Origin of the sequence: Streptomyces diacarni, assembly GCF_003323715.1 — a bacterium.
Classification (GTDB): domain Bacteria; phylum Actinomycetota; class Actinomycetes; order Streptomycetales; family Streptomycetaceae; genus Streptomyces; species Streptomyces diacarni.
In genome coordinates, this window is sequence record NZ_QOIN01000049.1 from 67,291 (window position 1) to 92,542 (window position 25,252).

The window sequence follows — 25,252 nt, forward strand, 5'->3', positions numbered from 1 at the left end:
CCGGTACGCCGAACATCACCGGAAGGTCCCGAGATGCCCGACATACTCCCCGTGCTCGCCGAGGTCGTCAGGTCCGGCTTCACCGAGGGGCGGCACCGGGGTTCGCTGGTGGTGCTGGCGGCGGACGGCAGCGTCACCTGCGCGCTGGGCGACCCGGAGGCGCCGGTCTTCCCCCGCTCGGCGAACAAGCCCTTCCAGGCCTCCGCCGTGCTGCGCTCCGGCCTCGAGCTGTCTGGTGAGCGGCTGGCACTGGCCGCCGCGAGCCACTCGGCGGAGCCCTTCCACCTCGACCTGGTGCGCACGATGCTCGCCGAGCACGGACTGGCCGAGTCCCACCTGCGGTGCCCGGCCTCCCTCCCGCTGGACGACGAGGAGAGCGAGGCCTTCCTCGCCGCCGGACACACCCGCACCCCGCTGGCCATGGACTGCTCGGGCAAGCACACCGCCATGCTCGCCGCCTGCCAGGCCGCGGGATGGCCGCTGGAGAGCTACCTCGACCCCGGCCATCCCCTGCAGAAGCTGGTCCGCGCCACCCTGGAGGAGGCCACCGGCGACCCGGTGGCGCACGTCGGCGTCGACGGCTGCGGCGCCCCGCTGATGGCCGTCTCACTGACCGGCCTGGCCCGCGGCTTCCGCGCGCTGGCCCTGGCGCCCGAAGACTCCCCCGAGGGACGGGTCGCCGAGGCGATGCGCGCCCACCCCGAGTACGTCGGCGGTACCCGTCGGCACGACACCTGGCTGATGCGGGAGCTGCCCGGATGCGTCAGCAAGATGGGCGCCGAAGCGGTGCAGGGGGTCGCGCTGCCGGACGGACAGGCCCTCGCCTTCAAGGTGGAGGACGGCGCGAGCAGGGCGCTCGGCCCCGTCGTGGCACGCGCCCTGTCCGTCCACATGGGAGCGAGCGCACCCGTACTCGAACGCCTCTCGACGGTCCCGGTCCTGGGCGGCGGCGTCCGAGTCGGCGAGGTCCGCGCCGCGTTCTGATCCGCGCCGGGTTCTGATACGCGCCGCGTCCTGCGAGGTCGACGGCTCGCGAGGAGCCAGGTGCTCGTGGGGAGCCAGGTGCTCGCGAGGAGCCGGGTGCTCGCGGGAGGCCGGTGTTTGCCGGCGCTCGGGAGGCCGGCGTTCGACGCTCCGGAAACCCGGATGCGGGCGCAGGGCCGCGCGCCTAGCGTGACCGCATGGCGAACGGTCTCCAGATCCGCACCCTGGCCTCCCCCGACGACTTCCCCGAGTGGCTGCGCGCCGTCGCCACCGGCTTCTTCCGCGGCCCCGCCGTGAGCGCCGAGGAGGCCGCGGTCCGCAGGCAGGGCCTCGACACCCCGGCCGCGCTGGACCGCACACAGGGCGCCTACGACGGGGCCAGGTGCGTGGCCACGTTCCGTACGACGCCGCAGGAGTTGACCGTGCCGGGCGGCGCCGTGCTGCCCGCGTGTGCCGTCACCGCCGTCACCGTCTCCCCCACGCACCGCAGGCGTGGCCTGTTGACGGCGATGATGGCGAACGCGCTGGACGCCGCGAAGGAGCGGGGGGACGCCTGCGCCAGCCTGATCGCCGCCGAGTACCCGATCTATGGGCGCTACGGCTTCGGACCCGCCGCCGGGGCCACCGAGTGGGAGGTCCACGTCGCCCGCACGGGCCTCGACCGGCGGTACGCGGGCCCCGCCGACGCGGGGGACGGCGGGCGGGTGGACCTGGAGGACGCCGCCAGTTTCCGCGCGTCGATGCCCGCGGTCCACGCGCGGTTCCGCGCCGGTGCGCACCGCCAGGGCGCCATCGACAGGAACGAGAAGTGGTGGCGGGTGGCCACCGGGGAACTGCGCTACCCCGACGACGGCTTCACCGCGCCGTTCCACGCGGTCTACCGCGATGCCGAGGGCCGCCCGCAGGGCGGGGTGACCTACGCCTCCGACAACGTGTGGCAGGCCAAGCAGCCCGAACAGACCCTCACGGTCAGCGACCTGTTCGCCACCACGGCTGCCGGCGAGGCCGCGCTGTGGCGGTACGTCCTGGCGATGGACTGGGTCCAGCGGGTGCGGACGGGGCTGCGGGCCCCCGACGACGTACTGCCCCTGCTGCTGCCCGACCCGCGTGCCGCGCGCACCGTCAGCCACACCGACTGGCTGTGGATCCGCCCGCTGGACGTACCGCGCATGCTGACGGCCCGCACCTACGCGGGCGCCGGCACCTCCCTGGTCCTGGACGTGCGCGACAAGGACGGTTACGCGGCCGGCAGGTTCCGCCTGGAGACGGGCGGGCCGCGGAGCGCGGCCCAGTGCACCGCCACCCGCGAGGAACCCGACCTCACCCTCGACGTCGCACAACTCGCCGCCCTCTACCTGGGCGACGAGTCGGCCGTGCGGCTCGCCGCCCTGGGGCTGCTGGCCGGTCATCGCGAGGGGGCCGTCGAGCGGGCGGACGCGCTGTTCCGCACCGCGCGGCGGCCATGGTGCCCGGACATGTTCTGACGGTGTTCTGACGCGTGTTCGGCACCCGGTTCGGAAGGATGTTCTGACAGTGTTCCGGCCCGGGGAGCAGGGGTCGTGGGGCCGTCCACCGCGCGCGTGAGGGGCGGGGCGTGGTGCCGCCACCGCGTGGGCCGGCGTGCCGGTTTCCGTCATCAAGCCGCCTTCCCCCGTGGCGTGGGTGAGTGGGAGGGGAAGGCGGCATGACGGCGACCGCCCGCCGTGGGGGCGGGACGGTCAGGGATGCAGCAGCAGCGTGGCGAGCACCAGCGCGCCGGCGGTGCTGCATCCGGTGTGCCTGGCCTTGAGGCCGATACTCAGCAACAGGAACCCGGCGAGGCCGAGGACCCCGAAGCGCACCTGGACGAGCTGTTCGAAGAAGACGACGGCTGCTGCGACGGCGAGCGCGAGGAGCGGCATGGCGATCCCTCCTTCTCAGGCACGGGAAGAACGGCTGTGCTGGAGGTACGGGGTGCGCCCATGCGTCGTCGAACGGGCGGATCGTGTCGTCGAACGGGCGAGCGACTCGGGGCCGGCAGACCGAGACATGTCGTGACCAACTTTGCGGTGTGCGTGGCGAGTTGGCGACCAACTCACCTTATGCATTCCCAGTTGTCCGCCATCCGAAAACCGCTGACGGACAACTGCCGCACTTTTCCGCGAAGTTGTAGGGTCGGCGGTGTGACCAGGAAGCCCGCCTCCACCAGCGGCCGCCGCCCGCGCGACGTGGTCGCCGACGCCCTGCGCGCGCGCATCCGCAACGGCGAGTACGCGCCCGGCTCCCGGCTCCCCACCCAACGCGAACTGGAGACCGAGTTCACCGTCGGCCGCAGCGCCGTACGCGAGGCCCTCGCCGCTCTCACCCGCGAAGACCTCCTGGAGAACGTGGGCCGCGGCTCCTCACCCACCGTGGCCGAACCCGGCCACCACGCCGAAGCCCCCCGCAGCGCGGGCGTCGAACTGGCGGACAGGCTCCACGCGGCCTTCCAGGCCGAACACGTCACCGTCGACGCGTTCTCCCTCACCACCGAAACCCTCAACAACGCCCTCGCCTGGCCCATACGCCAGGTCATGGAACGGCGGCTGACCCCGCGCACCCTCACGGCCCGCGTCCTCGTCCCCAGCCTCGAAGCGCGTCTCGCACTCCCCCGCCTCATCGACGACCCCGACGACCCCAAACCCCGCGAGCGGCTGCACCAGATGCAGACCAGCTACGTGCACGCCGTCGACAACTCGCTGACCTCACTGGCCCGGTTCGGCGTCGAGGTCTCCCTCACCGTCCGCGCCGTCCCCCTCACCCCCACCCACAAGCTCTACCTGCTCAACCGCAACGAGGCCCTCATCGGCTACTACCAGGTCGTCAGGAACGAGGAAGCCGCCTTCCAGGGCGAACAGCTGTCCCTGTACGACGTGCTCGGCCTCACCGCCAAACTCTTCCGCTCCACCGGCGGCGTGGAGGCCAGGGACGACCAGGAGGCGGCCTTCGTGGCGGAGTCCCGCCAGTTCTTCGACTCCCTGTGGGACACGATCGCGACCCGGTTCGACTGAGCCGGACGGTCCGCCCCGCGCCCGCTGCGTACCCGCTCTCCGTGCGCCCCCTCCTGCGCGCCGCCGGGCACCGCCGTTCCGGCCGACCGCGGCCGACCGCGTTCGGGTGACCAGCGCGCTCTCGGCGGCGGAGGAGGAACGAGGGCCGGATACAGTGCCTCCACTTGTGTGGAACCTTCCTCCGTACGCGCTCCCTCCGTACGCGGGGAGCCTCGCCCGTGCGCAGGGGAAGCTCCCCCGCACAATCGCCCCTAGGACAGCGCCCATGACATCCCACGCCCTCCGGCAGGCCGCAGCGCTCGGCTCGGTGGACGGCCCCCTGGCGGGTTACCACCGCGAGTGGTACGTGGTACGGCCGCAAAGCGCGCTCCCCGGGCTGGGACGCGTCAAACTCGGCGCGCCACGCGGAGGCGTCCCGTGGCTGGACCGGCGCTTCTTCACCTCCGAGGACGAACTCCTCGTCGCACTCGCCTCCCTCGGCGTCCCCCGCATCCCCCCGGTGCTCCGCCTCGACACCCCGCACGGCATGGTGCTCCACGGCTTCATCGAAGGCACCACCCTCGCCGAGCACGCCCCGACCGGCCACCGCGTGGCCCCCGAGCACCTGCGCCAGATCATGGCGCGCTTCGCCTCCCTGTGCCGTCTGCGGCCCCACCAGGTCCGCGCCCGACGCGCCCCCCTGCCCTCCACCGCCCGCCCTCCGCGACACCACCGCGACAGCGCGGGCTTCCTGCGGAGCATGCTCGCCCACACCCGCGCCCGGGCCCATCACGCCCAGCTGCCCCGCCACGGTGCGCTCTTCGCACGACTCGGCGTACCCCACGACGCGCTGGGCCCGCACTCGCGACCGGCACGAGCAGCCGCACAACTGGCCGAGCGGCCCTTCTGCCTCCTCCACGGCGACCTGCACCGCGCCAACTTCGTCGTCGACCCCGCCGGACACCTGTGGACCATCGACTGGGAACTCGCAGCCCTCGGCGACCCCCTCTACGACCTGGCGACCCACCTGTACCTGATGGACTACCCCGCCGCCCAGCACGCCGAGGTCGTGGCCGACTGGCGCCGCACCGTCGGCACACTGCTGCCCGGAGCCGACGCCCAACTGGACGAGGACCTGCCCCGCTACCTCGACTACAAGCGCGCCCAGTCCGTCTTCACCGACGCGGTACGACAGGCCATCGCCGTCCGCGACGCGGTCGGCACCCCGCAACTCGCCGAGCGCCTCGGCCACGCGGCCAAACTCCTCCACGACGTCCTGACCCGGGCGGCCGACACCCTCGACCTCGACGACGTACCCGACGCCGGAGCCATCGAGACCGCCTACGCCGACATGTGCACATCCTGACCGAACCCACACCGCACGCACCGGTCCCCCCTCGCCCGTACTCCTGCAACAATCGCTGCCCCACCCGCGGGGCCCGGCGACGACAGGGACGGTCAGCGATGCAGGAACTCACCTCCGCGCAGTGCGTGATATTCGACTTCGACGGCCCTCTGTGCCGCCTCTTCGCCCGCCGCCCTGCCCCCCTTATCGCCGGGCGCCTGCGCACCACCTACCAGCACGCCCTGCCCGATGCGGCGGCCCACCAGACCTCGGACCCGCTGCACCTGCTCACCCTCGCGTTCGGCACCTCGCTGCCGGGAGAAACCGCCCGCGCGGCGGAACGCTCGACAGCCCGCGCGATGCAAGACGCGACGGCCCGCGCGATGGAACGCTCGCTGACCGAGGAGGAGACCGCGGCCGCGGTGGGCGCCTTCCCCACCCCGTACGCGGACACCCTCGTACGCACCCTCTGCGCGACGGGACGCACCGTGGCCGCCGCCACCGACAACTCAGCCGCAGCGGTGGAGCGCTACCTCTCCGGACGCGGCCTCCTCGGCCTGTTCGCGGGCCGCATCTGCGGACGGACCCTCGACCAGGACGGCCCCCGGCTCAAACCCGACCCCGACTGCGTGGAACGCGCCCTCCACGCCTCCGGTGCCGCCCCCGCGGACGCGGTGATGATCGGCGACTCCGCCCGCGACGTGCTCGCCGCCCGAGCCGCCGGCGTCGCCTTCGTCGGCTACGCCCGCAACGAGCGCAAGGAACGGGAGCTGAGGGACAGCGGAGCCGAAACCCTCACCACCTCGCTGCGCGATGTCCTCCTCACCGTCGATCCCCTGGCCCACGTGTGAACCACCACCTCGCTGCCGCGTCAGCACGCCGCCGCATGCGGCCCGGCCGGGAAACAGAGCCGGGCCGAAACGGCCCGTGTGCCGCCACCGTCCGTACGCTGGCACCATGACCGACGCACCCACCCCCGAGAGCGACGAGCCCGCACACGACCCCGAGGTCCTGGAACTGGCCCAGAAGGTGTTCGACCTGTCCCGGCACGGCGACACCGACACCGTCGCCGCCTACGTCAACGCGGGCGTACCCGCGAACCTGACCAACGACAAGGGCGACTCCCTCCTCATGCTGGCCGCCTACCACGGCCACCCGGACACCGTCCGCGCCCTCCTCTTCCACGGCGCCGACCCCAACCGCACCAACGACCGGGGCCAGACCCCCCTCGCCGGCGCGGTCTTCAAGGGCGAGGACGAGGTCGTACGCGTGCTTGTCGAGGCCGGTGCCGACCCGCGGGCCGGCGCGCCGTCCGCCATCGACACAGCCCGCATGTTCGAGAAGCAGGAACTCCTGACGCTCTTCGGCACCCCCTGACGAGCACCCCCTGGGCGGACGACCCCGTCCAGGGGCCTCTCCTGCCACCCCCCGGGGGAAGTAACGACTGGTGATCACTTCGGTTTGTGGGCCTCGATGAGGAAGCGGGCGGAGTGGGCGACGAACGGGCCGTCGGTCCGGATGCGGTCGTGCAGTGCGCGCAGCCGCGAGCGGTACGACCCGACGGTGAAGCCGGGCACCATCCAGACGACCTTGCGCAGGAAGTAGACGACCGCACCGACGTCGAAGAACTCCATACGCAGCCGCTCCGACCGCAGGTCGACCACCTCGAGACCGGCCTCCTCCGCCTCCGCACGCGCGTCCTCGGGGCGCCGGCGCTCACGTGCCTCGGGCTGGGGTCCGAGGAAGTACTCCACCAGCTCGAACACGGACGCCGGCCCCACGTGCTGGGCGAGGTAGGCACCGCCGGGCTCCAGCACCCGGGCGATCTCCGACCACCACGCCCGTACCGGGTGCCGGCTGGTCACCAGATCGAACGCCCCGTCCGCGAACGGCAGCGGAGGCTCGTCGGTGTCCGCCACGACGATGACACCGCGCGGGCGCAGCAGAGCCGTCGCCTTGGCGACGTTCGGCGGCCACGACTCGGTGGCAGCCATCGCAGGCGGCAGCCTCTCCGCCCCGGCGAGGACCTCCCCACCGCCGGTCTGCAGGTCGAGAGCGGCGGACGCGGTGGCGAGCCGGTCGCTCATCCGGCCCTGGTACCCCCAGGAGGGGCGTTCCTCGGTCGCCCGGCCCTCCAACCACGAGAAGTCCCAGCCCTCCACGGAGACCGAGGCAGCCTCCTCCACGAGCTCCTCGAACGACCGAGCCCGCTCCGCGTGCGCATGTGCCATGGCCGCATCCTCCCCGCTCCCCTGCCCCCGACCAATCGCATTTCTCCTCGTCAAGCCAGAGGCCTCCGCCTCGCCTACCCGGGCAGGCCGGGCAGGCGGGTGGCTTCGGGGCGGCAACGTCCGGTGGGCGACCTCGCCTCACGGCCGGGTGGTGCCGAGACGTACCACCTCCCCGGTCTCCAGCGCGACGTAGAGATCTCCTTCAGGGCCGACCGTGAGGCCGTGCGGCTCCGCGCCCGGGGACGGCAGGGGATGTTCGGTGATCCGTCCGTCCGGTGTGCGAGCCGCGATCCTGCCCGCCGCCCACTCGGTGACCCAGCACGTGCCGTCCGGTGTCCTCGCCACCGCGTGGGGGCGGCACCCGCGGTCCGGCAGCGGATACTCGTCCACCCGGCCGTCCGTGGTGATACGGCCCAACTGCCCCGCGCCGATCTCCACGAACCACAGCTCTCCCGAGCCGTCTTCCTCGCCGGGGCCGCTGGTGATGCCCACGGGTGCGGCGCCCTCGGTCGGCACCGGGTGGACGGTGACCGTGCCGTCGAGGTCGATCCGGCCGATCGCGTCCGCCTGGTTCAGCGGGAACCACAGCGCGTCGTCAGGGCCGGCAACGAGCGCCGAGGGGAAGCCCTCGCACGGCAGCGGGAACTCGGTGACCTCACCGTCCGGCGTGATGCGGCCGATGCGGTGGGCGCTCGTCTCGGTGAACCAGAGGGCACCGTCCGCACCCGCCGCGATGCCGTACGGTCCGCACTCGGGCGTCGGCAGGGCGAACGACTCCGCCCGCCCGTCCACGGTGATCCGGCCGATGCGGTGGTCCCGGTAGCGGGTGAACCACAGGGCGCCGTCGGGCCCCGGCGTGATGACCGTAGGCCCGCAGTCGGGGGCGTCCAGCGAGTGGGTGGTCACCCGGCCGTCCGGGGTGAGGCGGGCGACCGCACCCGCATGGACCAGCGTCGCCCACAGGGCTCCGTCCGGTCCGGTGACGACGTCGTAGGGGCCCGCCTCGGCGCCGAAGGCGGCCACCGTCCTCACCTCCGCCGACGAGCCGGCGCCCGACGGCGCCGCGGCGGAGGAGGTTGTCGCTGAGGGCACATGTGCGGGTGTCACGGGCAGCTCCTGTCGTCGGCCGCTCCCAGCGGAAGCGGTGCTTTTCCTTCCAGCGCCAGGTGGGCACCGCGCCAGCGCTGCCGCAGCCTGCGGTCGTGGCTCACGACGACCAACGCGCCGTCGTAGGCCTCCAGGGCCTCTTCCAGCTCCTCCACCAGGGCGGGGGAAAGGTGGTTGGTCGGCTCGTCGAGCAGCAGGACGTCGACCGGTTCCGTCACCAGCCGGGCCAGCGCCAGGCGTTGCCGCTGGCCGGTGGAGAGCCGGGCCACCGGCACCTCGAGCCGCTCCGCGGCGAACAGCCCCAGCGACAGCAGCCGTTCCGCGTGCTCCTCGACCGGTCCCGGCCTGCCCTGCGCGTAGGCGTGGAGGAGCGACACCCCGGCGGCGGCCGCGCTCTCGGGCTCCTGGGAGAGGTGGCCGATGCGGCCGCGCCGCGAGATCCGGCCGGTGTCGGGCTCCGCCCGGCCCGCCAGCACATCGAGCAGGGTGCTCTTGCCCGCGCCGTTCGGCCCCGTGACCAGCAGGCGCTCACCCGCCGCGACCGTCAGGTCCGTGAGGGCCAGCCTGCCGCGCACGCTGATGTTCTCGGCGTCCAGCACCGTGCCGCGCAGGCCCGAGCCGCTCAGCGCCGCGGAGAACCGCAACGGCACGGGAGATGGCGGGACGGGATCGGCCAGCAGGCGGCGCAACCGTTCCTCGGCGTTGCGCACCCGGCCGGCGACGGACTGCTGGACACGGCCCGCCGCGCGGTCGTACGCCATCTTGTTGCCGTCCTTCATGGCCCGGCCCGGGGCGACCCTGCGGGCCGTGGTCGCCGCCGTCTCCCTGAGGCGCTCCGCCTCCGCCCGCCAGCGCTCGTGAGCCTCCGCCCAGCGACGGCGAGCGGCCGCCTTCTCCGCGAGATAGCCCGCGTAGCCGTTGCCGTAGCGGACCACCTGGTGCCGGTCGGCGTCCACCTCCCACAGCGTCGTCGCCACGCGTTCGAGGAAGGCGCGGTCGTGGGAGACGGCCACCGTCGTGCCGCGGCGGGTGCGCAGATGGTCCTCGAGCCAGCGCAGCGCGGCGTCGTCGAGGTGGTTGGTCGGCTCGTCCAGCAGGAGCACCTCGGGGCTCGCCGCCAGCAGCGCGGCCAGCCTCAGCCGGACGCGTTCTCCTCCGGAGAGACCGCCCACGGTTCGCTCACGGGACAGCACCCCCAGGCCCAGCCCGTGCAGCGCACGTTCGACGCGGGCCTCCGCCTCGTAGCCGCCACGCAGCTCGAAAGCGGTCAGCAGCTCGCCGTACTCCCCCTGCGCCTTCCGCGAGTTCGGGGACGGCCGCCCGGCAGCGTCGGTTTCCGAGATCGCCGCCTCGAGGACGCGCAGGCGGTGTTCCATGTCGCGCAACTCCCGCAGCGCGCCGTCGATGACCTGCTGGACGGTCAACGCGGGTGGGAGCCGCTCTTCCTGGGCGAGATGTCCGACGCCGCCCTCAGCGTGGACGACGATCTCCCCCTGATCGGGTTTCTCCTGCCCGGTGAAAAGGCGGAGCAGTGTCGTCTTGCCCGAGCCGTTCTCGCCGACGATCCCCGCGCGTTCACCCGCCGAGAACGCGCAGCTCACTCCGTCCAGAACCGTCCGGCCCGCATACGACTTCGTCACGGCCGAGGCCGAGATCTGGGTAGGCATCCATGCTCTCCACAGCGATCGAGGGTGAAGCGGCCGGGACAGGCCGCAGGACCGGGGACACGCTTCGGATGAGCATCGGCAATTTCCTCGTTCCACGTCGTCGTACGTGCGGGCAGCGCCCGCCACGGCTTTTACAGCGACACCTGTCGCGTTAAGATGGTGACACGACGGCCCTCCGACCGCAAGAGCAATCCGAGGCCGGACGCGAACGAAGATCCGCGGCCCGAACGAAAGCGGCCTGAACGAAAGCGGCCCGGACGAGAGCGGACCGGACGACAGCGGAAGAGAACGGATACGAGAACGTGGGCGGGTGCGTGAAAAGGGCGAGAAGACCGGAGGCGGCGCTGTGGCGGTGACGAAGAAGGAAGCGGAAGGCGGCGGCGAGGCCGCGGAACCGCCGCCACCCGCGGCCCGACGCCCCGGAGGGCGGACGGCGCGCGTGCGCGACCAGGTACTCGCGGCCGTCGGTCCGCTCCTGGTGGAACACGGATACGACGGGCTGTCCGTGGACGCCGTGGCTGCCCGCTCGGGCGTCCACCGTGCGACGGTCTACCGGCGTTGGCGTGACGTCGGCGGACTGCTCGCCGACGTGCTGGACGCGGCCGGCGCGGACAGGTGGACCGCGCCGGACACCGGCTGCCTCGAGGGCGACCTGCGGGCGCTGAACGAGGAGGTGCAGGACGCGCTGAGCGAGGAGTCCTCCCTGGCCATGGCACTGATCGCCGCCTCCTTCCGCTCCGCGGGAGCAGCGGACGCGCTCCGCCGGTTCTGGGAGGACCGCTACGAGCGGTGCGTGGACGTGGTCGAGCGCGCCGTGGCGCGCGGCGAACTCACCCCGCCCGTGGAGACCCGGGGCCTGCTGGTGGCCGCGACCGCTCCCCTCTACCACCATCTGGTCCTGCTGCACGGCGCACCCGACCCGGCGCTTCCCGGCGAGGCGGCGCGCACCGCGGTGCTCGCGGCCCGCGCGGGCGCGTTCGGCACGCGGAGCCGCCCCGAGTAACCCCGCAGCCGCCGAAGCGCAGCAACCCGGCATCGGCTGCGGCTGCCTGTCCATGGCCCGCTCCTCGATCGTCAACCCGCGCGACCGGCTCGCCCCGCGACCGCCGACGTGAGCATCCGGCGTACAGATCCGACGTAGAGAAGCGACGTAGAGAACCGCCGTAGAGGTCCGACGAGACAGCGGTACGGGGCGCGGCACGTCCGCCCGTCACCCGTCGGCGGCCTCCACGACGTCGGCCACCACGCAGCTCACGTTGTCCGGGCCGCCCGCCTCGTTGGCGAGCCCGACCAGGGTGCGGACCGCGTCGTCAGGATCGGTGGCCGCGCTCAGCGACTGACGCACGCGTGCCGTCGGAACCACCGCGGACAGCCCGTCCGAGCAGAGCAGGTACCGATCGCCGAGACGGACGCCGTGGAGCCGCAGCTGGGCGCTCGGCGAGCTGTTCGCCCCACTCACCGGCGCGTCCCTCCGCTCTCCCGCGCCCGTCTGCTCCCCCGCGCCCCTCTCCGCGTCGTTCGCGGTGCGTGCGGCCGTCTCGCCGCGGCCGCCGGTCAGGGCGCGTGCCAGCAGGGCACGCTGCGGGTGGGAGGCGGCCTCCTCGGGGCTGAGGCGCCCCTCGTCGATCATCGTCTGCACGACCGTGTGGTCATGGGTGATCTGGAACAGCCCGCCGTCCCGCAGCAGGTACGCGCGGGAGTCACCGATGTGCACGAGGGCCAGTCGGGAACCGGTCCACAGGGCGGCGGTGAGCGTGGTGCCGCTCTCGCGGGAAGCGTCGTCGGACGCCGCGGCACCGTGAACAGCGCGACCGGCCTCGCGCACGGCGTCGTCGAGCACGTTGAGGAGTTCCCCGACCGAGTCGGCCACGGAACCGCTTGCCGACGGTTCCACGCCGCTTGCCGACCACGCGGCATCGGTTGCCGACCGTTTTGCACCAGCTGCCGGCAACCCGACGTCGGTTGCCAACCACTCGGTGTCGGTTTCCAGCCGTTTGAAGACGTCGACGGCTGCGGCGCTCGCCGTGCCGCCCCCGGCGCCGAAACCGTCCGCGACGGCCAGCAGCCGCTCCCCCGCGTACGCCGTGTCCTGGTTGTTTCCGCGTACCCGTCCGGCGTCGGTCAGTGCCGCGTACCGGATGCCCAACGGAGCGCGTGGTGTCGCCGACGAGGCGTCGTGCGGGTGCGCGTGCCACCGGATGTTCTCGGTTGTCGCGTTCTGCTCGGTCATCTCGGGACCGTCCTTCCCTGACAGGTGGTCGATGAGGAAGGTGGCCAGGTCGCGGCGGGCGGTGGTCTCCGTCTCGACCGCAGCCCAGTAGGCCCGCACCTCGCGCGCGGCGGCTCCGCCCTGTGTCCCCGGGCGCGCGGCGGCGACCGGCGCCCCGGCACCGCGGTCCGACTCCGCCAGCTCGCACACGCGTTGGATGCGGGCGAGGGGCATGCCCAGGCGCCGCAGCCAGGCGACCAGCCTGGCCCGCTCCAGCTGCGCGGGAGCGTAGAGGCGGTAACCGCTGAACGGGTCCACCCTGGCGGGTGTCACCAGACCGAGCCGGTCGTACAGCCGCAGGGCCTTGGGCGACAGCCGTGACGCCTTGGCGAAGGCCCCGATGGTCAGCAGATCCGTGCCCATCCCACCCGCCCTCCCTCCCTCTTCGAACCGGGCACCGCGCCCGGCCCCGCCGATGCTCTGGTCTTCCCCTGGGTGAAGGTCAACGCCCCTGCCGACGCGACACTTGCAAGCAAGGTGCTTGCAAAAGTTAGCGGATGGGTGCAGTGTGGGGACATGGCCTCGCTCAATGTCGGGAACCTCGGGGAGTTCCTACGGGAACAACGGCGCAACGCGAAGCTGTCGTTGCGGCAGCTCGCGGAGGCCGCCGATGTCTCGAACCCGTATCTGAGCCAGATCGAGCGCGGAATGCGCAAGCCGAGCGCGGAGATCCTGCAGCAACTGGCCAAAGCCCTGCGAATCTCGGCGGAGACGCTGTACGTGCAGGCCGGAATGCTCGACGAGCGGGACCGCGAGGACCTGTTGCAGGTGCCGGCCGCCATCCTCGCGGACTCGTCGGTCAACGAACAGCAGAAGCAGGCGCTGCTCCAGATCTACGAGTCCTTCCGCAAGGAGAACGCACAGCACAAGGAGAACGCACAGCGACGGGCGGCGGACCCGCCGAGCGCGGCGTCCGCGGAGTAAGTCCGCCCGAACCCCACAATCAGCACAGAGCGCAACGACCGACCGGCGCGTTCCGCGAACGGACGCACGTACCGGAGCACGGAAACACCGGAGCACGGAAACACCGGAGCACGGAAACACCGGAGCACGGGAGCACGGGGCTCCCCGGACGAGCACCGGCGCGGCGCGCCGGAACACCGCACCCGTGCGGATCAGCCACGGCGATACGGCAATCCTCCGTACCGCCACGCGAGTTCAGCCACGAAAGGCGTACCCTCATGCCCATCGCGAACGACCTGCGCAAGTCCCTCACCGACCCGACGCCGCTCTACTTCGCCGCGGGTGTCGTCGACAAGCTCCGTGAAGAGGCGCCGCAGGCACTCGCCTCGGTCCGCGAGACGGACCCCAAGGAGGTGCAGGCGAAGCTCACCCAGCAGGCCAAGGAGACGCAGGCCCGGGTCAGCGAGACCCTCGGCGGGATCGACACCGACATCAAGAAGCTCCGCGAGCAGGCCCAGCACTTCGCGCTCCAGGGCGTCGGCTTCGCCGCTGAGTACGCGGTCAAGGCCCGTGAGGCCTACGACGAGCTGGCCGTGCGCGGACGGGAGGCCGTCAAGAACTGGCGTGGCGAGGGCGACGGGTCCGAGGCCGCCGAGGTGACCGTGGAGCGCGAGCCCGCCACGGCCGTGAAGATCGCCGAGCCGCCGGCCGAGGAGACCCCCGCGGGCAAGGCCTCCGCTGCGCGGTCCGCGACGGCCACGGGCAGGACGGCGGCCGACGGCGACACCGAAACCGGTGCCGGCACCGAGGCCACCGCCGGCAAGAGCGCCGACGGCAAGACCGCCGGGACCAAGGCCGCGGCCGGCAAGAGCGGCGCCACCAAGACGGGTGCCGCTCGCAAGACCACCCCGGCGGCCCGGAAGCCGACGCCGAAGAGCGAGTCCTGAGCCGCGTGGGCGCGGGTGGGGAACGGGCCGGGCACCATGCGCGTGCCCGGCTCGTTGTCCTCGTGCTGGGGTACGGTGGCGGCACAGCCGCCCGCAAGAGTCAGACACGACTCCGAGACCGACCGGGAGTGTGAGCACGATGTTGTTCAACGGCTTCCAGCTCACCGTCATGGCGCTGATCAGCGTCGTGCTGCTCGCTCTGGCGGTGTTCGCCTTCGTGGACAGCGCGCTACGGCGGGAGGACGCCTACCGCGCCGCGAGCAAGCAGACCAAGCCGTTCTGGCTGATCGTCCTGGGCCTCACCGCCCTGGTGAACGTGTTGCAGATCCCCTTCTTCCTGCTGCAGATCATCGGCCTGATCGCCACGATCGTGTACATCGTCGACGTGCGCCCCGCCCTCAAGCAGGTCATGGGCAACGGACGGCCCCGTGGTGGCGGCTGGGGCCGCCGCAGAGGAGGCAGCAGCAGCGACGGTCCGTACGGACCCTTCAACGGTCGGTGACGCCGGTGGCGCCGACGGCGCGGCCGGCTCCGGTCAGCGGGAGCGATCCAGGAGAAGGACCGCCACGTCGTCGGTGAGTTCGCCACCGTTGAGGCGGCGGACCTCGGTCATCGTCGCGTCCAGCAGCCCCTCGCCGCTGGCGCCCTCGGCCAGCCTGCGGGCCACGAGGTCGAGCATTCCCTGTTGGCCGAGCCGCTCCCTGCTGTCCGTACGGCCCTCGTCCACGCGCCCCTCGATCAGGCCGTCGGTGTACATCATCAGGCTCCAGGAGCGCCCCAGGGTGACCTGCCGGCGCGGCCAGCGCGCGTGCGGGAGCAGCCCGAGCGCGGGCCCGCTCTCGTCGTACGGCAGCAGCCGGGGCGCCGCCCCCGCTCCGCCCGCGAACAGGGGGGAGGGGTGGCCTGCCAGGCAGATGCCGGCGCTGCGGCCGTCGGAGGAGATGTCGACGGTGCACAGGGTCGCGAAGATCTCCTCGCTGGCCCGTTCGTTCTCCAGCACCTTCTGCAGGGTGCTCAGCAGGGCGTCCCCGCACAGCCCCGCGAAGGTGAGGGCGCGCCAGGCGATACGCAGTTCGACACCGAGGGCGGCCTCGTCGGGGCCGTGCCCGCACACGTCGCCGATCATGGCGTGGACGGTGCCGTCGGGGGTGCGGACGGTGTCGTAGAAGTCCCCGCCCAGCAGGGCGCGGGAGCGGCCGGGGCGGTAGCGCGCGGCGAACCGCAACGCGCTGCCTTCCAGGATCGGCCTGGGCAGCAGTCCGCGCTCCAGCCTGGCGTTCTCCTGGGCGCGCAGCCGGCTCTCGGTCAGCTGGCGCTGCGCGAGGTCGGCGCGCTTGCGGGCGACGGCGTAGCGGATGGCGCGGGTGAGCAGCCTGCCGTCGAGTTCGTCGCGGAAGAGGTAGTCCTGTGCGCCGACCCGTACGGCGTCCGCGGCCCGCTCGGCGTCGCTGCCGTCGGTGAGGGCCAGCACGGCGTGGCGCGGCGCCATGCGCAGGACACGGCGCAGGATGTGCAGCTCGTCGGGCTCAGCCGGGGTCTCGGACAACGGCTCCGCCGCGGGCGCCGGTGCCGCCTGGGCCGGCACCCGTCCCGCGGTGCGGCCTTCTGCGGTGGCGGGCTCTTCGCCGCTCCCGCGCTCCTCACGCAGCCCGTCGCGCCGGTCCTCCGACCGCTCCTCGCAGCGGTCCTCGCACGGCAGCGCGAGGTCGAGCAGGATGCAGTGGACGTCGTCGGTGAGCAGCCGTGCGGCCTCGGTGAGGTTGCGGGCCGTGCGGACGCGTACGGGCTTGCCGTAGGCGTCGAGCATGCGGGGCACGCTCACCACCCCCGCCGGGTCGTCCTCGATGACCAGCAGGGTCAGGCTGCCGCCGGTTCCGGGCGCGGCCTGCTGGGCCGGTGCCTCGGCGGGCTGCGCCGCCGTTCCGGCCGCGGGCGCGCTTGCGGGCATGCTGAAACCTCTCCCTCCCCCGAGGGCGTGGTGCGCGCCGTGCGGCGGCCACCATGGCTCGGCCCGGAACGGCGCGCGGTGGTCGGGCGCTCGTCATCCCGGGCTCTCCGGAGGGACCTTAGCGCCCTCGACTGCGCGGACGGAATGGCCCGCCTCGGTCGACCCCTGTCATATGCCCGTGGTGAAGCGCGAGTTCACCGCAGGTCGGAGCCGTATCCCGTGGCCGGTACATGACCAAGCTCACGCGCGGAAAGCGACGAAAGGGGGCGAAGGGACACGCCCGGAGTGGACGACTCTGTCTCACTTGTCGGGACGTACCACACCCAGGATCGGCATGGAGCCCGCCCCCTCGACCGTGATCTGCCGACCGGTGCGCGGCGCGTGCAGCAGCGCTCCGTCACCGACGTAGATCCCGACGTGACTGGCGTCCTTCTTGTAGATGATCAGGTCGCCGGGGCGCATGCTGCCGACCGGCACGTGCGGCAGCTGCTTCCACTGCTCCTGCGAGGTACGGGGGATGCGCACGCCCGCGGCCTCCCAGGCGCGCATCGTCAGGCCCGAGCAGTCGAAGGTGTCGGGGCCCTCGGCCCCCCACACGTAGTCCTTGCCGAGCTGCTTGGTGGCCCACTCGATGGCGCGCCGTCCGGCCGGTGACGCCTTGCCGTCGAGGCCGTCGAGCACTCCGGACTTCAGCCACTTCGCCTGCTTCGCCTCGGCCGCCTCGTCCTGCAGCTCGCGCAGCCGCTCGCGCTCCTCCGCCTTGAGGCCGGTCTCGATCTTCTTCGCCTGCTTCAGCCTGCCGTTGACCTTCTTCTTCGCCGCGGCCTTCTTCTTGCGGGTCTTCTCCAGCTTCTGCCAGGCGTCGGAGGCGTCCTTGGCGTCACCGCGGAGCCGGGAGCGGGTCTCGGTGAGGGTGCCGATGAAGGAGCGGGTGGCCTGCTGGCCCTTGTGCGTGAGGGAGAGTCCGCGCAGGAAGTCCTCCGGGTCGTCGCCCAGCATCAGCTTCGCGGCCGGTGGCACGCCGCCGCTGCGGTACTGGGCACGCGCCATGGCGCCCGCGGTGTCGTGGAGGGTGTCGAGCTTGCCCTGGGCGGTGTCGATCCGCTTGGCCAGTGCGACGATCCGCTTGCGCTGCTTCTTGGTGGCGGACTCGGCCGCGTTGTACGCGTCCGTCGCGGACTCCGCCTTGTCGTGCAGCCGCTCGATCTCCTTGCGGATCTCCTCCAGGTTCGGCCCGCCGCCCCGCTCCCCGGAGCCGGCGCCCGAGCCTGATCCCGACTCCGAGCCCTTACCGGAATCGGAACCCGACGTCGAGCCGGAGTCGGCGCCCGTACCTGCGCCGCCCGCTCCCGGCCGTTCCGGATCGGCGTGGGCGGTGCCGAGCGCGGGTCCCGCCAGCAGCACCAGGGCGCAGGCCACGACGAGCGGGCCGTGCCGTCCGGACGACGCGAGGGTCGAGCTGATCAGCGGCCGTCTCACCCGGGCCACCCCCATTTCCGTATGGTCAACTGGGGCCAGTGGAGCGGATAGTGCCATGCCGGTCCGAAAGACAACAGAGGAACGTACTGACGAGTATCAAACGGGCCGCCCCGCCCGAGGCCGCGGCCCGCCAGTGCACCGGGCTGACCGCCGAGGTTCACTCGGCGTTCACTCAGCTCCGTCGGCCGCTTCACCTGATCTGTCTAATTTCGGCCTTACGAAGAGCGCGGCACCCCCCACGACAGGGACCGCGCCCCATAGCCAGAGAGTCCGACGGCCGGCCGGCCGTCGCTCCCGGGCCAGGAAGGAACTGAACGACAGTGAAGCAGCTTCAGCGCACGAGCCGGCTCCGTACCGCAGCTGTCGGCGCTCTCACCGTGTGTGGCGCCCTGGTCCTGAGCGCCTGCGGCTCGGACGACAACTCCGGCGGTTCCGGCAGCGAGACCAGCAAGGCCGCCGGCAACATCGGCTGCGACGGCGAGGGCAAGCTGCTCGCCTCGGGCTCCAGCGCCCAGAAGAACGCCATGGACGTGTGGACGCAGACCTACCAGTCCGCGTGCGACACCACGCAGCTCAACTACAAGCCCACCGGCTCGGGCGCGGGCATCCAGGAGTTCCTCCAGGGCAAGACGGCCTTCGCGGGCTCCGACTCGGCGCTCGAGCCGGGCGAGGTCGCCAAGTCCAAGAAGGTGTGCAAGGGCGGCCAGGCCATCGACCTGCCGATGGTCGGCGGCCCGATCGCCGTCACGTACAACCTCGACGGCGTCGACGACCTGGTGCTGGACGCCGACACGCTGGCCAAGATCTTCGACTCGAAGATCACCAAGTGGAACGACCCGGCCATCAAGAAGCTGAACCCGGACGCGAAGCTGCCGGGCACCAAGATCCAGGCGTTCCACCGCTCCGACGAGTCGGGCACCACGGACAACTTCACCAAGTACCTGAACACCGCGGCCCCCGCCTCCTGGAAGCACGAGCCCGCCAAGGCGTGGGCAGGCAAGGGCGGCCAGGGCGCCGACGGTTCCTCCGGGATCGCCACCAACGTCAAGCAGAACGACGGCGCCATCGGCTACGCCGAACTGTCCTACGCCACCGGCAACGACCTGAACACGGTCAAGCTGGACACCGGCGCGAAGGAGCCCGTCGAGGCCACCACGGGCAACGCCTCCAAGGCGATCGCCGACGCCAAGGTCGTCGGCCAGGGCAAGGATCTCGCCCTGGAGCTCAACTACAAGACGCAGGCCGACAGCGCCTACCCGATCGTCCTGGCGACGTACGAGATCGTCTGCGACCAGGGCAACAAGAAGGAGACGCTGGCCGCGACGAAGTCCTTCCTGAAGTACACCGCGAGCGAGGACGGCCAGCGGGCCCTCGCGGAGAAGGGCTACGCCCCGATCCCCGAAGAGATCATCACCAAGGTCCGTTCGACGATCGACGGCCTGAAGTAAGCCTGGAGCGGGCCTCACCAGGCCAGAAGTAGGCCAGAAGTAGGCCAGGAACAGGCCTGTCGGAGGGAGCGGCGGCGGTGCCGCACGCACCGCCGCCCCCTCCACCCACGCGACCCGTGCCCTGAATATCCGCACTTGCACGGAATGCCGAACGATCCGGTGCACCGCCGAAGGGCCACTCCGCGCACCCACGCCGAGCGCGGCGGCCCGCACCAGTCAGACCGGAGAAACCATGGCTACCGATAACCCACCCGCGACAGCGGAACCCGCGGACCCCGCGGACCCCTTGAAAGGCGCCACCCGGAAGGGCGACCGAATATTCCTCGGCCTCTCCCGGGGCTCCGGCATCACCCTCCTGGCGATCATGGCCGCGATCGCCGTCTTCCTCACCTGGCGCGCCGCACTGGCCATCAGCGCCGACGAGGCCAACTTCCTCACCGCCTTCGAGTGGGACGCCAACGCGACGCCGCCCCGCTTCGGCATCGCCGTCCTCGCCTTCGGCACCGTCGTCAGCTCGCTCATCGCGATGATCGTCGCCGTCCCCGTCGCGGTGGGCATCGCGCTGTTCATCTCGCACTACGCGCCGCGCAAACTCGCGACCCCCCTCGGCTACGTCATCGACCTGCTGGCGGCCGTGCCCTCCATCGTCTACGGCCTGTGGGGCGCCCTCTTCCTCGTCCCGCACCTGAGCGGCCTGTACGAGTGGCTGGACGACTACCTCGGCTGGAGCGGGATCTTCTCCTACGAGGGCGGCGCCGCGCGCTCCCTGTTCACGGCCGGCATCCTGCTCGCGATCATGATCCTGCCGATCATCACCAACGTCTCCCGCGAGGTCTTCCGGCAGGCGCCCACGATGCACGAGGAGGCCGCTCTCGCCCTGGGCGCGACCCGGTGGGAGGTCATCCGCATGTCGGTACTGCCCTTCGGCCGCTCCGGCGTCATCAGCGCCTCCATGCTCGGTCTCGGCCGCGCACTGGGCGAGACGATGGCCGTCGCCACGGTCCTCTCGCCCAGCTTCCTCATCCACGCCAGCCTGCTCCAGCCCGGCGGCGGCACGTTCGCACAGAACATCGCCGCGGGCTTCAAGGAGGCCGGTGCCACGGGGCGGGACGCGCTGATCGCCTCGGGCCTCGTCCTGTTCGTCATCACCCTGCTGGTCAACGGCGCGGCCCGGCTGATCATCGCGCGCCGCAAGGAGTACTCGGGAGCGAACGCATGAGCCAGACCGTCATGGCCGACGCCGCCCCCGTCGACGCCTCGGCCCCCACCGCCTCCCTGCACCGGCCCCGGCTGCCGCGCTGGGCCCCGCTCGGCCTGGCCGCCGTCGCCGCCGCGCTGGGCACCGGCATCGGACTGGTGGCCGGGCTGGACAGCCGCATCCAGTGGGGCCTGATCGCCGCCCTGCTCTACGTGGGTCTGACCGCCGTCCTCGCCGGAGCCGTCGAAGGCACCCGGCAGGCCAAGGACCGGCTGGCCACCAGCTTCATCTGGGTCTGCTTCCTGCTGGCCGTCCTCCCGCTGGCCTCCCTCATCTGGGAGACGGTGGCGCGGGGCGTCAAGGTGCTCGACGGGTACTTCCTGACGCACTCCATGAACGGCGTCATCACCATGGAGGCGGGCGGCGGGATCTACCACGCGCTGATCGGCACCCTCCAACAGGTCGGCCTCGCCACGCTGATCGCCGCGCCCGTCGGACTGCTGACCGCGATCTACCTCGTCGAGTACGGCACCGGGCGGCTCGCCAAGGCCGTCACCTTCTTCGTGGACGTGATGACCGGCATCCCCTCCATCGTCGCCGGCCTGTTCATCCTCTCCTTCTGGATCATCATCCTCGACTTCGGCTACTCCGGATTCGCCGGCGCCATGTCGCTGGCCATCCTGATGATGCCGATCGTCGTGCGCTCGACGGAGGAGATGCTCAAGCTGGTCCCCAATGAGCTGCGCGAGGCGTCGCTGGCGCTCGGCGTACCGAAGTGGCGGACCATCCTCAAGGTCGTCCTGCCGACCGCGATCGGCGGCATCACCACCGGCATCATGCTGGCCGTCGCCCGCATCGCCGGCGAGTCGGCCCCCATCCTGCTGCTGGTCTTCGGCTCGGCCTCGATCAACGGCAACCCCTTCGAAGGCGCCCAGTCGTCCCTGCCGTACTACGTCTACGAGCAGTGGGCCAACGGCAACGAGCCCTCCTACGACCGCGCCTGGGCGGCCGCCCTCGTGCTGATCGCCTTCGTCATGATCCTCAACCTGGTCGCCCGCGGCATCGCCCGCTGGAAGGCCCCCAAGCACTAAGGGAGTGATCCCCGTGGCCAAGCGCATCGACGTCAGCGGCCTTTCCGCCTACTACGGCAGCTTCCGCGCCATCGACGACATCTCCATGACCGTCGAGCCGCGCTCCGTCACCGCCTTCATCGGCCCCTCGGGCTGCGGCAAGTCCACCTTCCTGCGCACCCTCAACCGCATGCACGAGGTCACCCCCGGCGGGCGGGTCGAGGGCAAGGTGATGCTCGACGACGAGGACCTGTACGGCACCGGCGTCGACCCGGTCTCCGTGCGCCGCACCATCGGCATGGTCTTCCAGCGGCCCAACCCGTTCCCGACGATGTCCATCTACGACAACGTGGCGGCGGGCCTGCGGCTCAACGGCGACCACAAGAAGAGCGAACTCGACGGGATCGTCGAGAAGTCCCTCAGGGGCGCCAACCTGTGGAACGAGGTCAAGGACCGGCTGAACCGGCCGGGATCCGGCCTCTCCGGCGGCCAGCAGCAGCGGCTGTGCATCGCGCGGGCCATCGCCGTCGAACCGCAGGTGCTGCTGATGGACGAGCCCTGCTCGGCCCTCGACCCGATCTCCACCCTCGCCATCGAGGACCTGATCGGGGAGCTCACGTCCCGGTTCACCATCGTGATCGTCACGCACAACATGCAGCAGGCGGCGCGGGTCTCCGACCGCACCGCCTTCTTCAACCTCGCCGAGGTGGGCGCCCCGGGCAAGCTCGTCGAGATCGACGACACCGAGCGCATCTTCTCCAACCCGTCCGTCCAGGCCACCGAGGACTACATCTCAGGACGCTTCGGATAGCCGCTCCGGCGGCCCCCCGACGGCCCGCGGTGCTGCATGGCGGTGCCACCGCGGGCTTTTTCCTTCCCCGGTGTCCGGCCTCCTGTGCCCTGTGTCCGGTGTCGTGTTGCCTCGGACAGACTCCGGCGCCCTGCCCCCTCCGGTGTCGGAGAGGGCAGGGCGCCGGGGTTCAGCCGGGGGAGGGACGTGGCAGGGGGCAACCGAGCCCCGTCAGGCATGCGGCCGGGCCGCGCCAGGGGCTCGGCCGGGCCGCGTCAGCCGAAGACGAGTTTGACCGCCCAGAAGATCAGCGCGGCGACGACGGCGGCCGCCGGCATGGTGATGAACCAGCCCATGATGATGTTCTTCGCGACCCCCCAGCGCACCGCGCTGACCCTCTTCGTCGCACCGACACCCATGATCGCCGAGGTGATCACGTGCGTGGTCGAGATGGGCGCGTGGAACATGAAGGACGCGCTGTACATGACGGACGCCGCGGTGGTCTCCGCGGCGAACCCCTGCGGCGGGTCCAGCTCGATGATCCGCCGCCCCAGCGTCCGCATGATGCGCCAGCCGCCCGCGTAGGTGCCAAGAGACAGCATGGCGGCGCAGACGATCTTGACCCAGACGGGGATCTCGTTGTGCTGCTGCACGTCGGCGATGGTCAGCGCCATGACGACGACGCCCATCGTCTTCTGCGCGTCCTGGAGGCCGTGCCCGAGCGCCATGCCCGCCGCCGAAACGGTCTGCGCGATACGGAAACCGCGCTTGGCCCGGTGGGGGTTGGACTTGCGGAAGAGCCACAGGATGACGCACATCACCAGATAGCCCAGGACCAGGCCGACGATGGGCGAGAGGAACATCGGCAGGACGATCTTCTCGACCACCCCGGACCAGTAGACGGCGATCCCACCGGCCAGCGCCGCCCCGACCATGCCGCCGAACAGCGCGTGGCTGGAGGAGGAGGGGAGGCCGAAATACCAGGTGACCAGGTTCCAGGCGATGGCACCGACGAGCGCGGCGAACAGGATGCCCATGCCGCTCTCGCCGTGCGGGGTCTGGATCAGTCCCTCACTGACGGTCTTGGCGACTCCGCTGCCGAGGAAGGCGCCCGCGAGGTTCATCACCGCGGCCATGGCCAGCGCCGCGCGCGGGGTGAGCGCCCGGGTGGAGACCGACGTCGCGATGGCGTTCGCGGAGTCGTGGAAGCCGTTCGTGTACGTGAATCCGAGCGCGACACCGACGGTCACGATCAGCGCGAAGGTGTCCACGGAGCGTCAGGACTCCTTGACCGCGATGGTCTCGACGGTGTTGGCCACATGCTCGAAGGCGTCCGCCGCCTCCTCGAGCACGTCCACGACCTGCTTGAGCTTCATGACCTCGATCGCGTCGTACTTGCCGTTGAACAGGTGGGCGAGCAGCTTGCGGTGGATCTGGTCGGCCTGGTTCTCCAGCCGGTTGACCTCGATCCAGTACTCGGTGAGGTTGTCCATGGTCCGCAGATTCGGCATGGCCTCGGCCGTCAGTTCGGCAGCCCGCGACAGCACCTCGATCTGCTGTTCGACTCCCTTGGGCAACTCCTCGATCTGGTAGAGGACGACGAGGTCGACGGCCTCCTCCATGAAGTCCATGATGTCGTCGAGGGAGGAGGCCAGGTTGTAGATGTCCTCGCGGTCGAACGGGGTGATGAAGGAGGAGTTGAGCTGGTGGAAGATCGCGTGCGTCGCGTCGTCCCCGGCGTGCTCCGCGGCGCGCATCCGCTCGCCGAGCTCGGTTCGCGCGGAGGAATCCGCCCCGAGCAGTTCCATGAGGAGTTTCGAGCCGGTCACGATGTTGTCCGCGGAGGCCGCGAACATGTCGTAGAAGCTCGTCTCCCTGGGGGTCAGACGAAAGCGCACTGGGGGTCCTCGGATGCCTCGATGACGGTCTCGTTGATGCTAGGCGCATCATCCGGCCACAGCGAACCGGCGTCCCCCCAGTGTCACCCATGTCAGCCCGCGCGTTGAAGCGGGCTCGGAGAAGTCCGGTATCCTATACCCACGAGGGGTATCAAAACCCCGGTGCCACGGCCCCCGCCCGCCCCTCACCACCACCTGGAGGACCGCATGACGCCGCCGCCACAGCCCATCCCCGAGACACCGGACACTGTGGCCGAAGCCACCTCCCAGTGCTGCTCCGCGCACGCGGCCACCGGGGAGCACGGCTACACGAAGAACAAGGAAGCTCACGTCAAGCGACTGCGCCGCATCGAGGGCCAGATCCGGGGCCTCCAGCGGATGGTCGACGAGGACGTCTACTGCATCGACATACTCACGCAGGTCTCCGCCTCCACGAAGGCCCTCCAGTCCTTCGCCCTCCAACTCCTCGAAGAGCACCTGCGGCACTGCGTGGCCCACGCGGCACAGGACGGCGGCGCCGAGATGGACGCCAAGGTCGAAGAGGCCACCGCCGCCATCGCCCGCCTCCTGCGCACCTGAACCCCGCGTAGGGCCACGGCCCACCCGGGCGCTGCTTTCGGCCGGGTCCTACCGGGTCGGGCCGGGGGCCTCGTCCAGCTCACCGGCGGCGCGGCGGAGCACCTCGTCGATACGGGCCCGGCTGAGGGGTCCCTCCGCGGCGGAGGCGGCGATCATCAGCTCTCCGCACAGCTCGATCTCGGCGAGGGCCGCGTGGTCCTGGTGATCCTGCGTCAGCGCGCGCCGCCGGCAGCGGCTCCCGCGGCCGTCACCTCCGTTGTCACGCTTCGGTACAGGCACACGTATCACCTCCCGTGCTCCACGGATCCACCGGGCGGGAACGCCACGGCCGGGCCGGGGGCCCGGCTTCCCAGCGTAGGGAGTACCACACCGTCCGCGCAT

Annotated in this window: 25 protein-coding genes; 15 read left to right on the forward strand and 10 right to left on the reverse strand. The window is 71.6% G+C overall.

Annotated features, from left to right (window positions below; translation table 11 throughout):
• The first annotated feature begins 33 nt into the window (after positions 1 to 33).
• Positions 34 to 984 (forward strand): asparaginase, encoded by a 951-nt coding sequence (locus tag DTL70_RS25570; RefSeq protein ID WP_114024360.1) that lies wholly within the window; start codon positions 34 to 36, stop codon positions 982 to 984.
• 197 nt (positions 985 to 1,181) lie between these two features.
• On the forward strand, positions 1,182 to 2,468 hold the full coding sequence (locus DTL70_RS25575) for a GNAT family N-acetyltransferase (protein WP_114024361.1): 1,287 nt from the start codon (positions 1,182 to 1,184) through the stop codon (positions 2,466 to 2,468).
• 234 nt (positions 2,469 to 2,702) lie between these two features.
• Here DTL70_RS25575 and DTL70_RS25580 read toward each other — a convergent pair whose 3' ends face one another.
• Entirely contained in the window at positions 2,703 to 2,885 is a 183-nt protein-coding gene (locus DTL70_RS25580; RefSeq protein WP_114016255.1) for a hypothetical protein, read from the reverse strand.
• 261 nt (positions 2,886 to 3,146) lie between these two features.
• Here DTL70_RS25580 and DTL70_RS25585 point away from each other — a divergent pair, with 261 nt between their 5' ends.
• From DTL70_RS25585 to DTL70_RS25600, 4 genes are all read left to right on the forward strand, one after another.
• Positions 3,147 to 4,013 (forward strand): FadR/GntR family transcriptional regulator, encoded by an 867-nt coding sequence (locus DTL70_RS25585; RefSeq protein ID WP_114024362.1) that lies wholly within the window; start codon positions 3,147 to 3,149, stop codon positions 4,011 to 4,013.
• 265 nt (positions 4,014 to 4,278) lie between these two features.
• Positions 4,279 to 5,358 (forward strand): aminoglycoside phosphotransferase family protein, encoded by a 1,080-nt coding sequence (locus DTL70_RS25590; RefSeq protein WP_114024363.1) that lies wholly within the window; start codon positions 4,279 to 4,281, stop codon positions 5,356 to 5,358.
• 98 nt (positions 5,359 to 5,456) lie between these two features.
• Positions 5,457 to 6,188 carry an HAD family hydrolase gene (locus DTL70_RS25595; RefSeq protein ID WP_114024364.1) on the forward strand — a complete coding sequence of 244 codons (732 nt, stop codon included), beginning with the start codon at positions 5,457 to 5,459 and terminating at the stop codon, positions 6,186 to 6,188.
• A gap of 106 nt (positions 6,189 to 6,294) precedes the next feature.
• Positions 6,295 to 6,714, forward strand: coding sequence for an ankyrin repeat domain-containing protein (locus tag DTL70_RS25600; RefSeq protein WP_114024399.1), 420 nt, complete (start codon positions 6,295 to 6,297; stop codon positions 6,712 to 6,714).
• Between the two features lie 74 nt (positions 6,715 to 6,788).
• On the opposite strand, the gene DTL70_RS25605 is transcribed toward DTL70_RS25600, so the two are convergent.
• The 3 genes from DTL70_RS25605 to abc-f all read right to left on the reverse strand — a co-directional run bounded on the left by DTL70_RS25605 (position 6,789) and on the right by abc-f (position 10,342).
• The gene (locus DTL70_RS25605; protein ID WP_114024365.1) at positions 6,789 to 7,568 is read right to left on the reverse strand and encodes a class I SAM-dependent methyltransferase; all 780 of its coding nucleotides are present in this window, start codon (positions 7,566 to 7,568) and stop codon (positions 6,789 to 6,791) included.
• A gap of 138 nt (positions 7,569 to 7,706) precedes the next feature.
• On the reverse strand, positions 7,707 to 8,600 hold the full coding sequence (locus DTL70_RS25610) for a Vgb family protein (RefSeq protein ID WP_114024400.1): 894 nt from the start codon (positions 8,598 to 8,600) through the stop codon (positions 7,707 to 7,709).
• A 71-nt stretch (positions 8,601 to 8,671) separates the two neighbouring features.
• Positions 8,672 to 10,342, reverse strand: coding sequence for a ribosomal protection-like ABC-F family protein (abc-f, locus tag DTL70_RS25615; RefSeq protein ID WP_114024366.1), 1,671 nt, complete (start codon positions 10,340 to 10,342; stop codon positions 8,672 to 8,674).
• A gap of 352 nt (positions 10,343 to 10,694) precedes the next feature.
• Between abc-f and DTL70_RS25620 the strand changes: the two genes are divergently transcribed.
• Entirely contained in the window at positions 10,695 to 11,345 is a 651-nt protein-coding gene (locus DTL70_RS25620; RefSeq protein ID WP_114024401.1) for a TetR/AcrR family transcriptional regulator, read from the forward strand.
• A 207-nt stretch (positions 11,346 to 11,552) separates the two neighbouring features.
• Here the strand turns inward: DTL70_RS25620 and DTL70_RS25625 are convergent, their stop codons facing one another.
• Complete coding sequence (locus DTL70_RS25625; protein WP_114024367.1) at positions 11,553 to 12,974, reverse strand: MerR family transcriptional regulator; 1,422 nt, start codon at positions 12,972 to 12,974, stop codon at positions 11,553 to 11,555.
• Between the two features lie 153 nt (positions 12,975 to 13,127).
• On the opposite strand from DTL70_RS25625, the gene DTL70_RS25630 reads away from it, so the two are divergent.
• The 3 genes from DTL70_RS25630 to DTL70_RS25640 all read left to right on the forward strand — a co-directional run bounded on the left by DTL70_RS25630 (position 13,128) and on the right by DTL70_RS25640 (position 14,963).
• On the forward strand, positions 13,128 to 13,535 hold the full coding sequence (locus DTL70_RS25630; protein ID WP_114024368.1) for a helix-turn-helix domain-containing protein: 408 nt from the start codon (positions 13,128 to 13,130) through the stop codon (positions 13,533 to 13,535).
• A 257-nt stretch (positions 13,536 to 13,792) separates the two neighbouring features.
• Entirely contained in the window at positions 13,793 to 14,461 is a 669-nt protein-coding gene (locus tag DTL70_RS25635; protein ID WP_114024369.1) for a hypothetical protein, read from the forward strand.
• A 139-nt stretch (positions 14,462 to 14,600) separates the two neighbouring features.
• On the forward strand, positions 14,601 to 14,963 hold the full coding sequence (locus DTL70_RS25640; protein ID WP_114024370.1) for a DUF2516 family protein: 363 nt from the start codon (positions 14,601 to 14,603) through the stop codon (positions 14,961 to 14,963).
• A 33-nt stretch (positions 14,964 to 14,996) separates the two neighbouring features.
• Here the strand turns inward: DTL70_RS25640 and DTL70_RS25645 are convergent, their stop codons facing one another.
• Positions 14,997 to 16,409, reverse strand: a complete 1,413-nt coding sequence (locus DTL70_RS25645; protein ID WP_114024371.1) for a PP2C family protein-serine/threonine phosphatase — start codon at positions 16,407 to 16,409, stop codon at positions 14,997 to 14,999.
• A gap of 300 nt (positions 16,410 to 16,709) precedes the next feature.
• Positions 16,710 to 17,888, reverse strand: coding sequence for a C40 family peptidase (locus DTL70_RS25650; RefSeq protein WP_245979732.1), 1,179 nt, complete (start codon positions 17,886 to 17,888; stop codon positions 16,710 to 16,712).
• A 320-nt stretch (positions 17,889 to 18,208) separates the two neighbouring features.
• Here DTL70_RS25650 and pstS point away from each other — a divergent pair, with 320 nt between their 5' ends.
• The 4 genes from pstS to pstB all read left to right on the forward strand — a co-directional run bounded on the left by pstS (position 18,209) and on the right by pstB (position 22,415).
• Positions 18,209 to 19,336, forward strand: a complete 1,128-nt coding sequence (gene pstS / locus DTL70_RS25655; RefSeq protein WP_114024373.1) for a phosphate ABC transporter substrate-binding protein PstS — start codon at positions 18,209 to 18,211, stop codon at positions 19,334 to 19,336.
• A gap of 232 nt (positions 19,337 to 19,568) precedes the next feature.
• On the forward strand, positions 19,569 to 20,555 hold the full coding sequence (pstC, locus tag DTL70_RS25660; protein WP_114024374.1) for a phosphate ABC transporter permease subunit PstC: 987 nt from the start codon (positions 19,569 to 19,571) through the stop codon (positions 20,553 to 20,555).
• Entirely contained in the window at positions 20,552 to 21,625 is a 1,074-nt protein-coding gene (gene pstA, locus DTL70_RS25665; RefSeq protein ID WP_114024375.1) for a phosphate ABC transporter permease PstA, read from the forward strand. The genes pstC and pstA overlap by 4 nt, the downstream gene beginning before the upstream one ends.
• A gap of 13 nt (positions 21,626 to 21,638) precedes the next feature.
• The gene (gene pstB, locus DTL70_RS25670) at positions 21,639 to 22,415 is read left to right on the forward strand and encodes a phosphate ABC transporter ATP-binding protein PstB (RefSeq protein ID WP_114024376.1); all 777 of its coding nucleotides are present in this window, start codon (positions 21,639 to 21,641) and stop codon (positions 22,413 to 22,415) included.
• Between the two features lie 254 nt (positions 22,416 to 22,669).
• Here pstB and DTL70_RS25675 read toward each other — a convergent pair whose 3' ends face one another.
• Together DTL70_RS25675 and DTL70_RS25680 are read right to left on the reverse strand one after the other, a co-directional pair.
• A complete protein-coding gene (locus DTL70_RS25675) occupies positions 22,670 to 23,665 on the reverse strand; it encodes an inorganic phosphate transporter (RefSeq protein ID WP_114024377.1) in 996 nt (331 codons plus the stop codon).
• A gap of 6 nt (positions 23,666 to 23,671) precedes the next feature.
• The gene (locus DTL70_RS25680) at positions 23,672 to 24,292 is read right to left on the reverse strand and encodes a DUF47 domain-containing protein (RefSeq protein WP_027738658.1); all 621 of its coding nucleotides are present in this window, start codon (positions 24,290 to 24,292) and stop codon (positions 23,672 to 23,674) included.
• Between the two features lie 207 nt (positions 24,293 to 24,499).
• On the opposite strand from DTL70_RS25680, the gene DTL70_RS25685 reads away from it, so the two are divergent.
• Complete coding sequence (locus DTL70_RS25685; protein WP_242751937.1) at positions 24,500 to 24,871, forward strand: metal-sensitive transcriptional regulator; 372 nt, start codon at positions 24,500 to 24,502, stop codon at positions 24,869 to 24,871.
• 48 nt (positions 24,872 to 24,919) lie between these two features.
• On the opposite strand, the gene DTL70_RS25690 is transcribed toward DTL70_RS25685, so the two are convergent.
• On the reverse strand, positions 24,920 to 25,150 hold the full coding sequence (locus DTL70_RS25690) for a hypothetical protein (RefSeq protein ID WP_114024378.1): 231 nt from the start codon (positions 25,148 to 25,150) through the stop codon (positions 24,920 to 24,922).
• Between the last annotated feature and the right edge of the window lie 102 nt (positions 25,151 to 25,252).

Coding starts and splice junctions, on each gene's coding strand:
- DTL70_RS25570 (WP_114024360.1), top strand. CDS start 34: ATGCCCGACATACTCCCCGTGCTCGCCGAGGTCGTCAGGTCCGGCTTC.
- DTL70_RS25575 (WP_114024361.1), top strand. CDS start 1,182: ATGGCGAACGGTCTCCAGATCCGCACCCTGGCCTCCCCCGACGACTTC.
- DTL70_RS25580 (WP_114016255.1), bottom strand. CDS start 2,885: ATGCCGCTCCTCGCGCTCGCCGTCGCAGCAGCCGTCGTCTTCTTCGAA.
- DTL70_RS25590 (WP_114024363.1), top strand. CDS start 4,279: ATGACATCCCACGCCCTCCGGCAGGCCGCAGCGCTCGGCTCGGTGGAC.
- DTL70_RS25595 (WP_114024364.1), top strand. CDS start 5,457: ATGCAGGAACTCACCTCCGCGCAGTGCGTGATATTCGACTTCGACGGC.
- DTL70_RS25600 (WP_114024399.1), top strand. CDS start 6,295: ATGACCGACGCACCCACCCCCGAGAGCGACGAGCCCGCACACGACCCC.
- DTL70_RS25605 (WP_114024365.1), bottom strand. CDS start 7,568: ATGGCACATGCGCACGCGGAGCGGGCTCGGTCGTTCGAGGAGCTCGTG.
- abc-f (WP_114024366.1), bottom strand. CDS start 10,342: ATGCCTACCCAGATCTCGGCCTCGGCCGTGACGAAGTCGTATGCGGGC.
- DTL70_RS25625 (WP_114024367.1), bottom strand. CDS start 12,974: ATGGGCACGGATCTGCTGACCATCGGGGCCTTCGCCAAGGCGTCACGG.
- DTL70_RS25630 (WP_114024368.1), top strand. CDS start 13,128: ATGGCCTCGCTCAATGTCGGGAACCTCGGGGAGTTCCTACGGGAACAA.
- DTL70_RS25635 (WP_114024369.1), top strand. CDS start 13,793: ATGCCCATCGCGAACGACCTGCGCAAGTCCCTCACCGACCCGACGCCG.
- DTL70_RS25640 (WP_114024370.1), top strand. CDS start 14,601: ATGTTGTTCAACGGCTTCCAGCTCACCGTCATGGCGCTGATCAGCGTC.
- DTL70_RS25645 (WP_114024371.1), bottom strand. CDS start 16,409: ATGCCCGCAAGCGCGCCCGCGGCCGGAACGGCGGCGCAGCCCGCCGAG.
- pstC (WP_114024374.1), top strand. CDS start 19,569: ATGGCTACCGATAACCCACCCGCGACAGCGGAACCCGCGGACCCCGCG.
- pstA (WP_114024375.1), top strand. CDS start 20,552: ATGAGCCAGACCGTCATGGCCGACGCCGCCCCCGTCGACGCCTCGGCC.
- DTL70_RS25685 (WP_242751937.1), top strand. CDS start 24,500: ATGACGCCGCCGCCACAGCCCATCCCCGAGACACCGGACACTGTGGCC.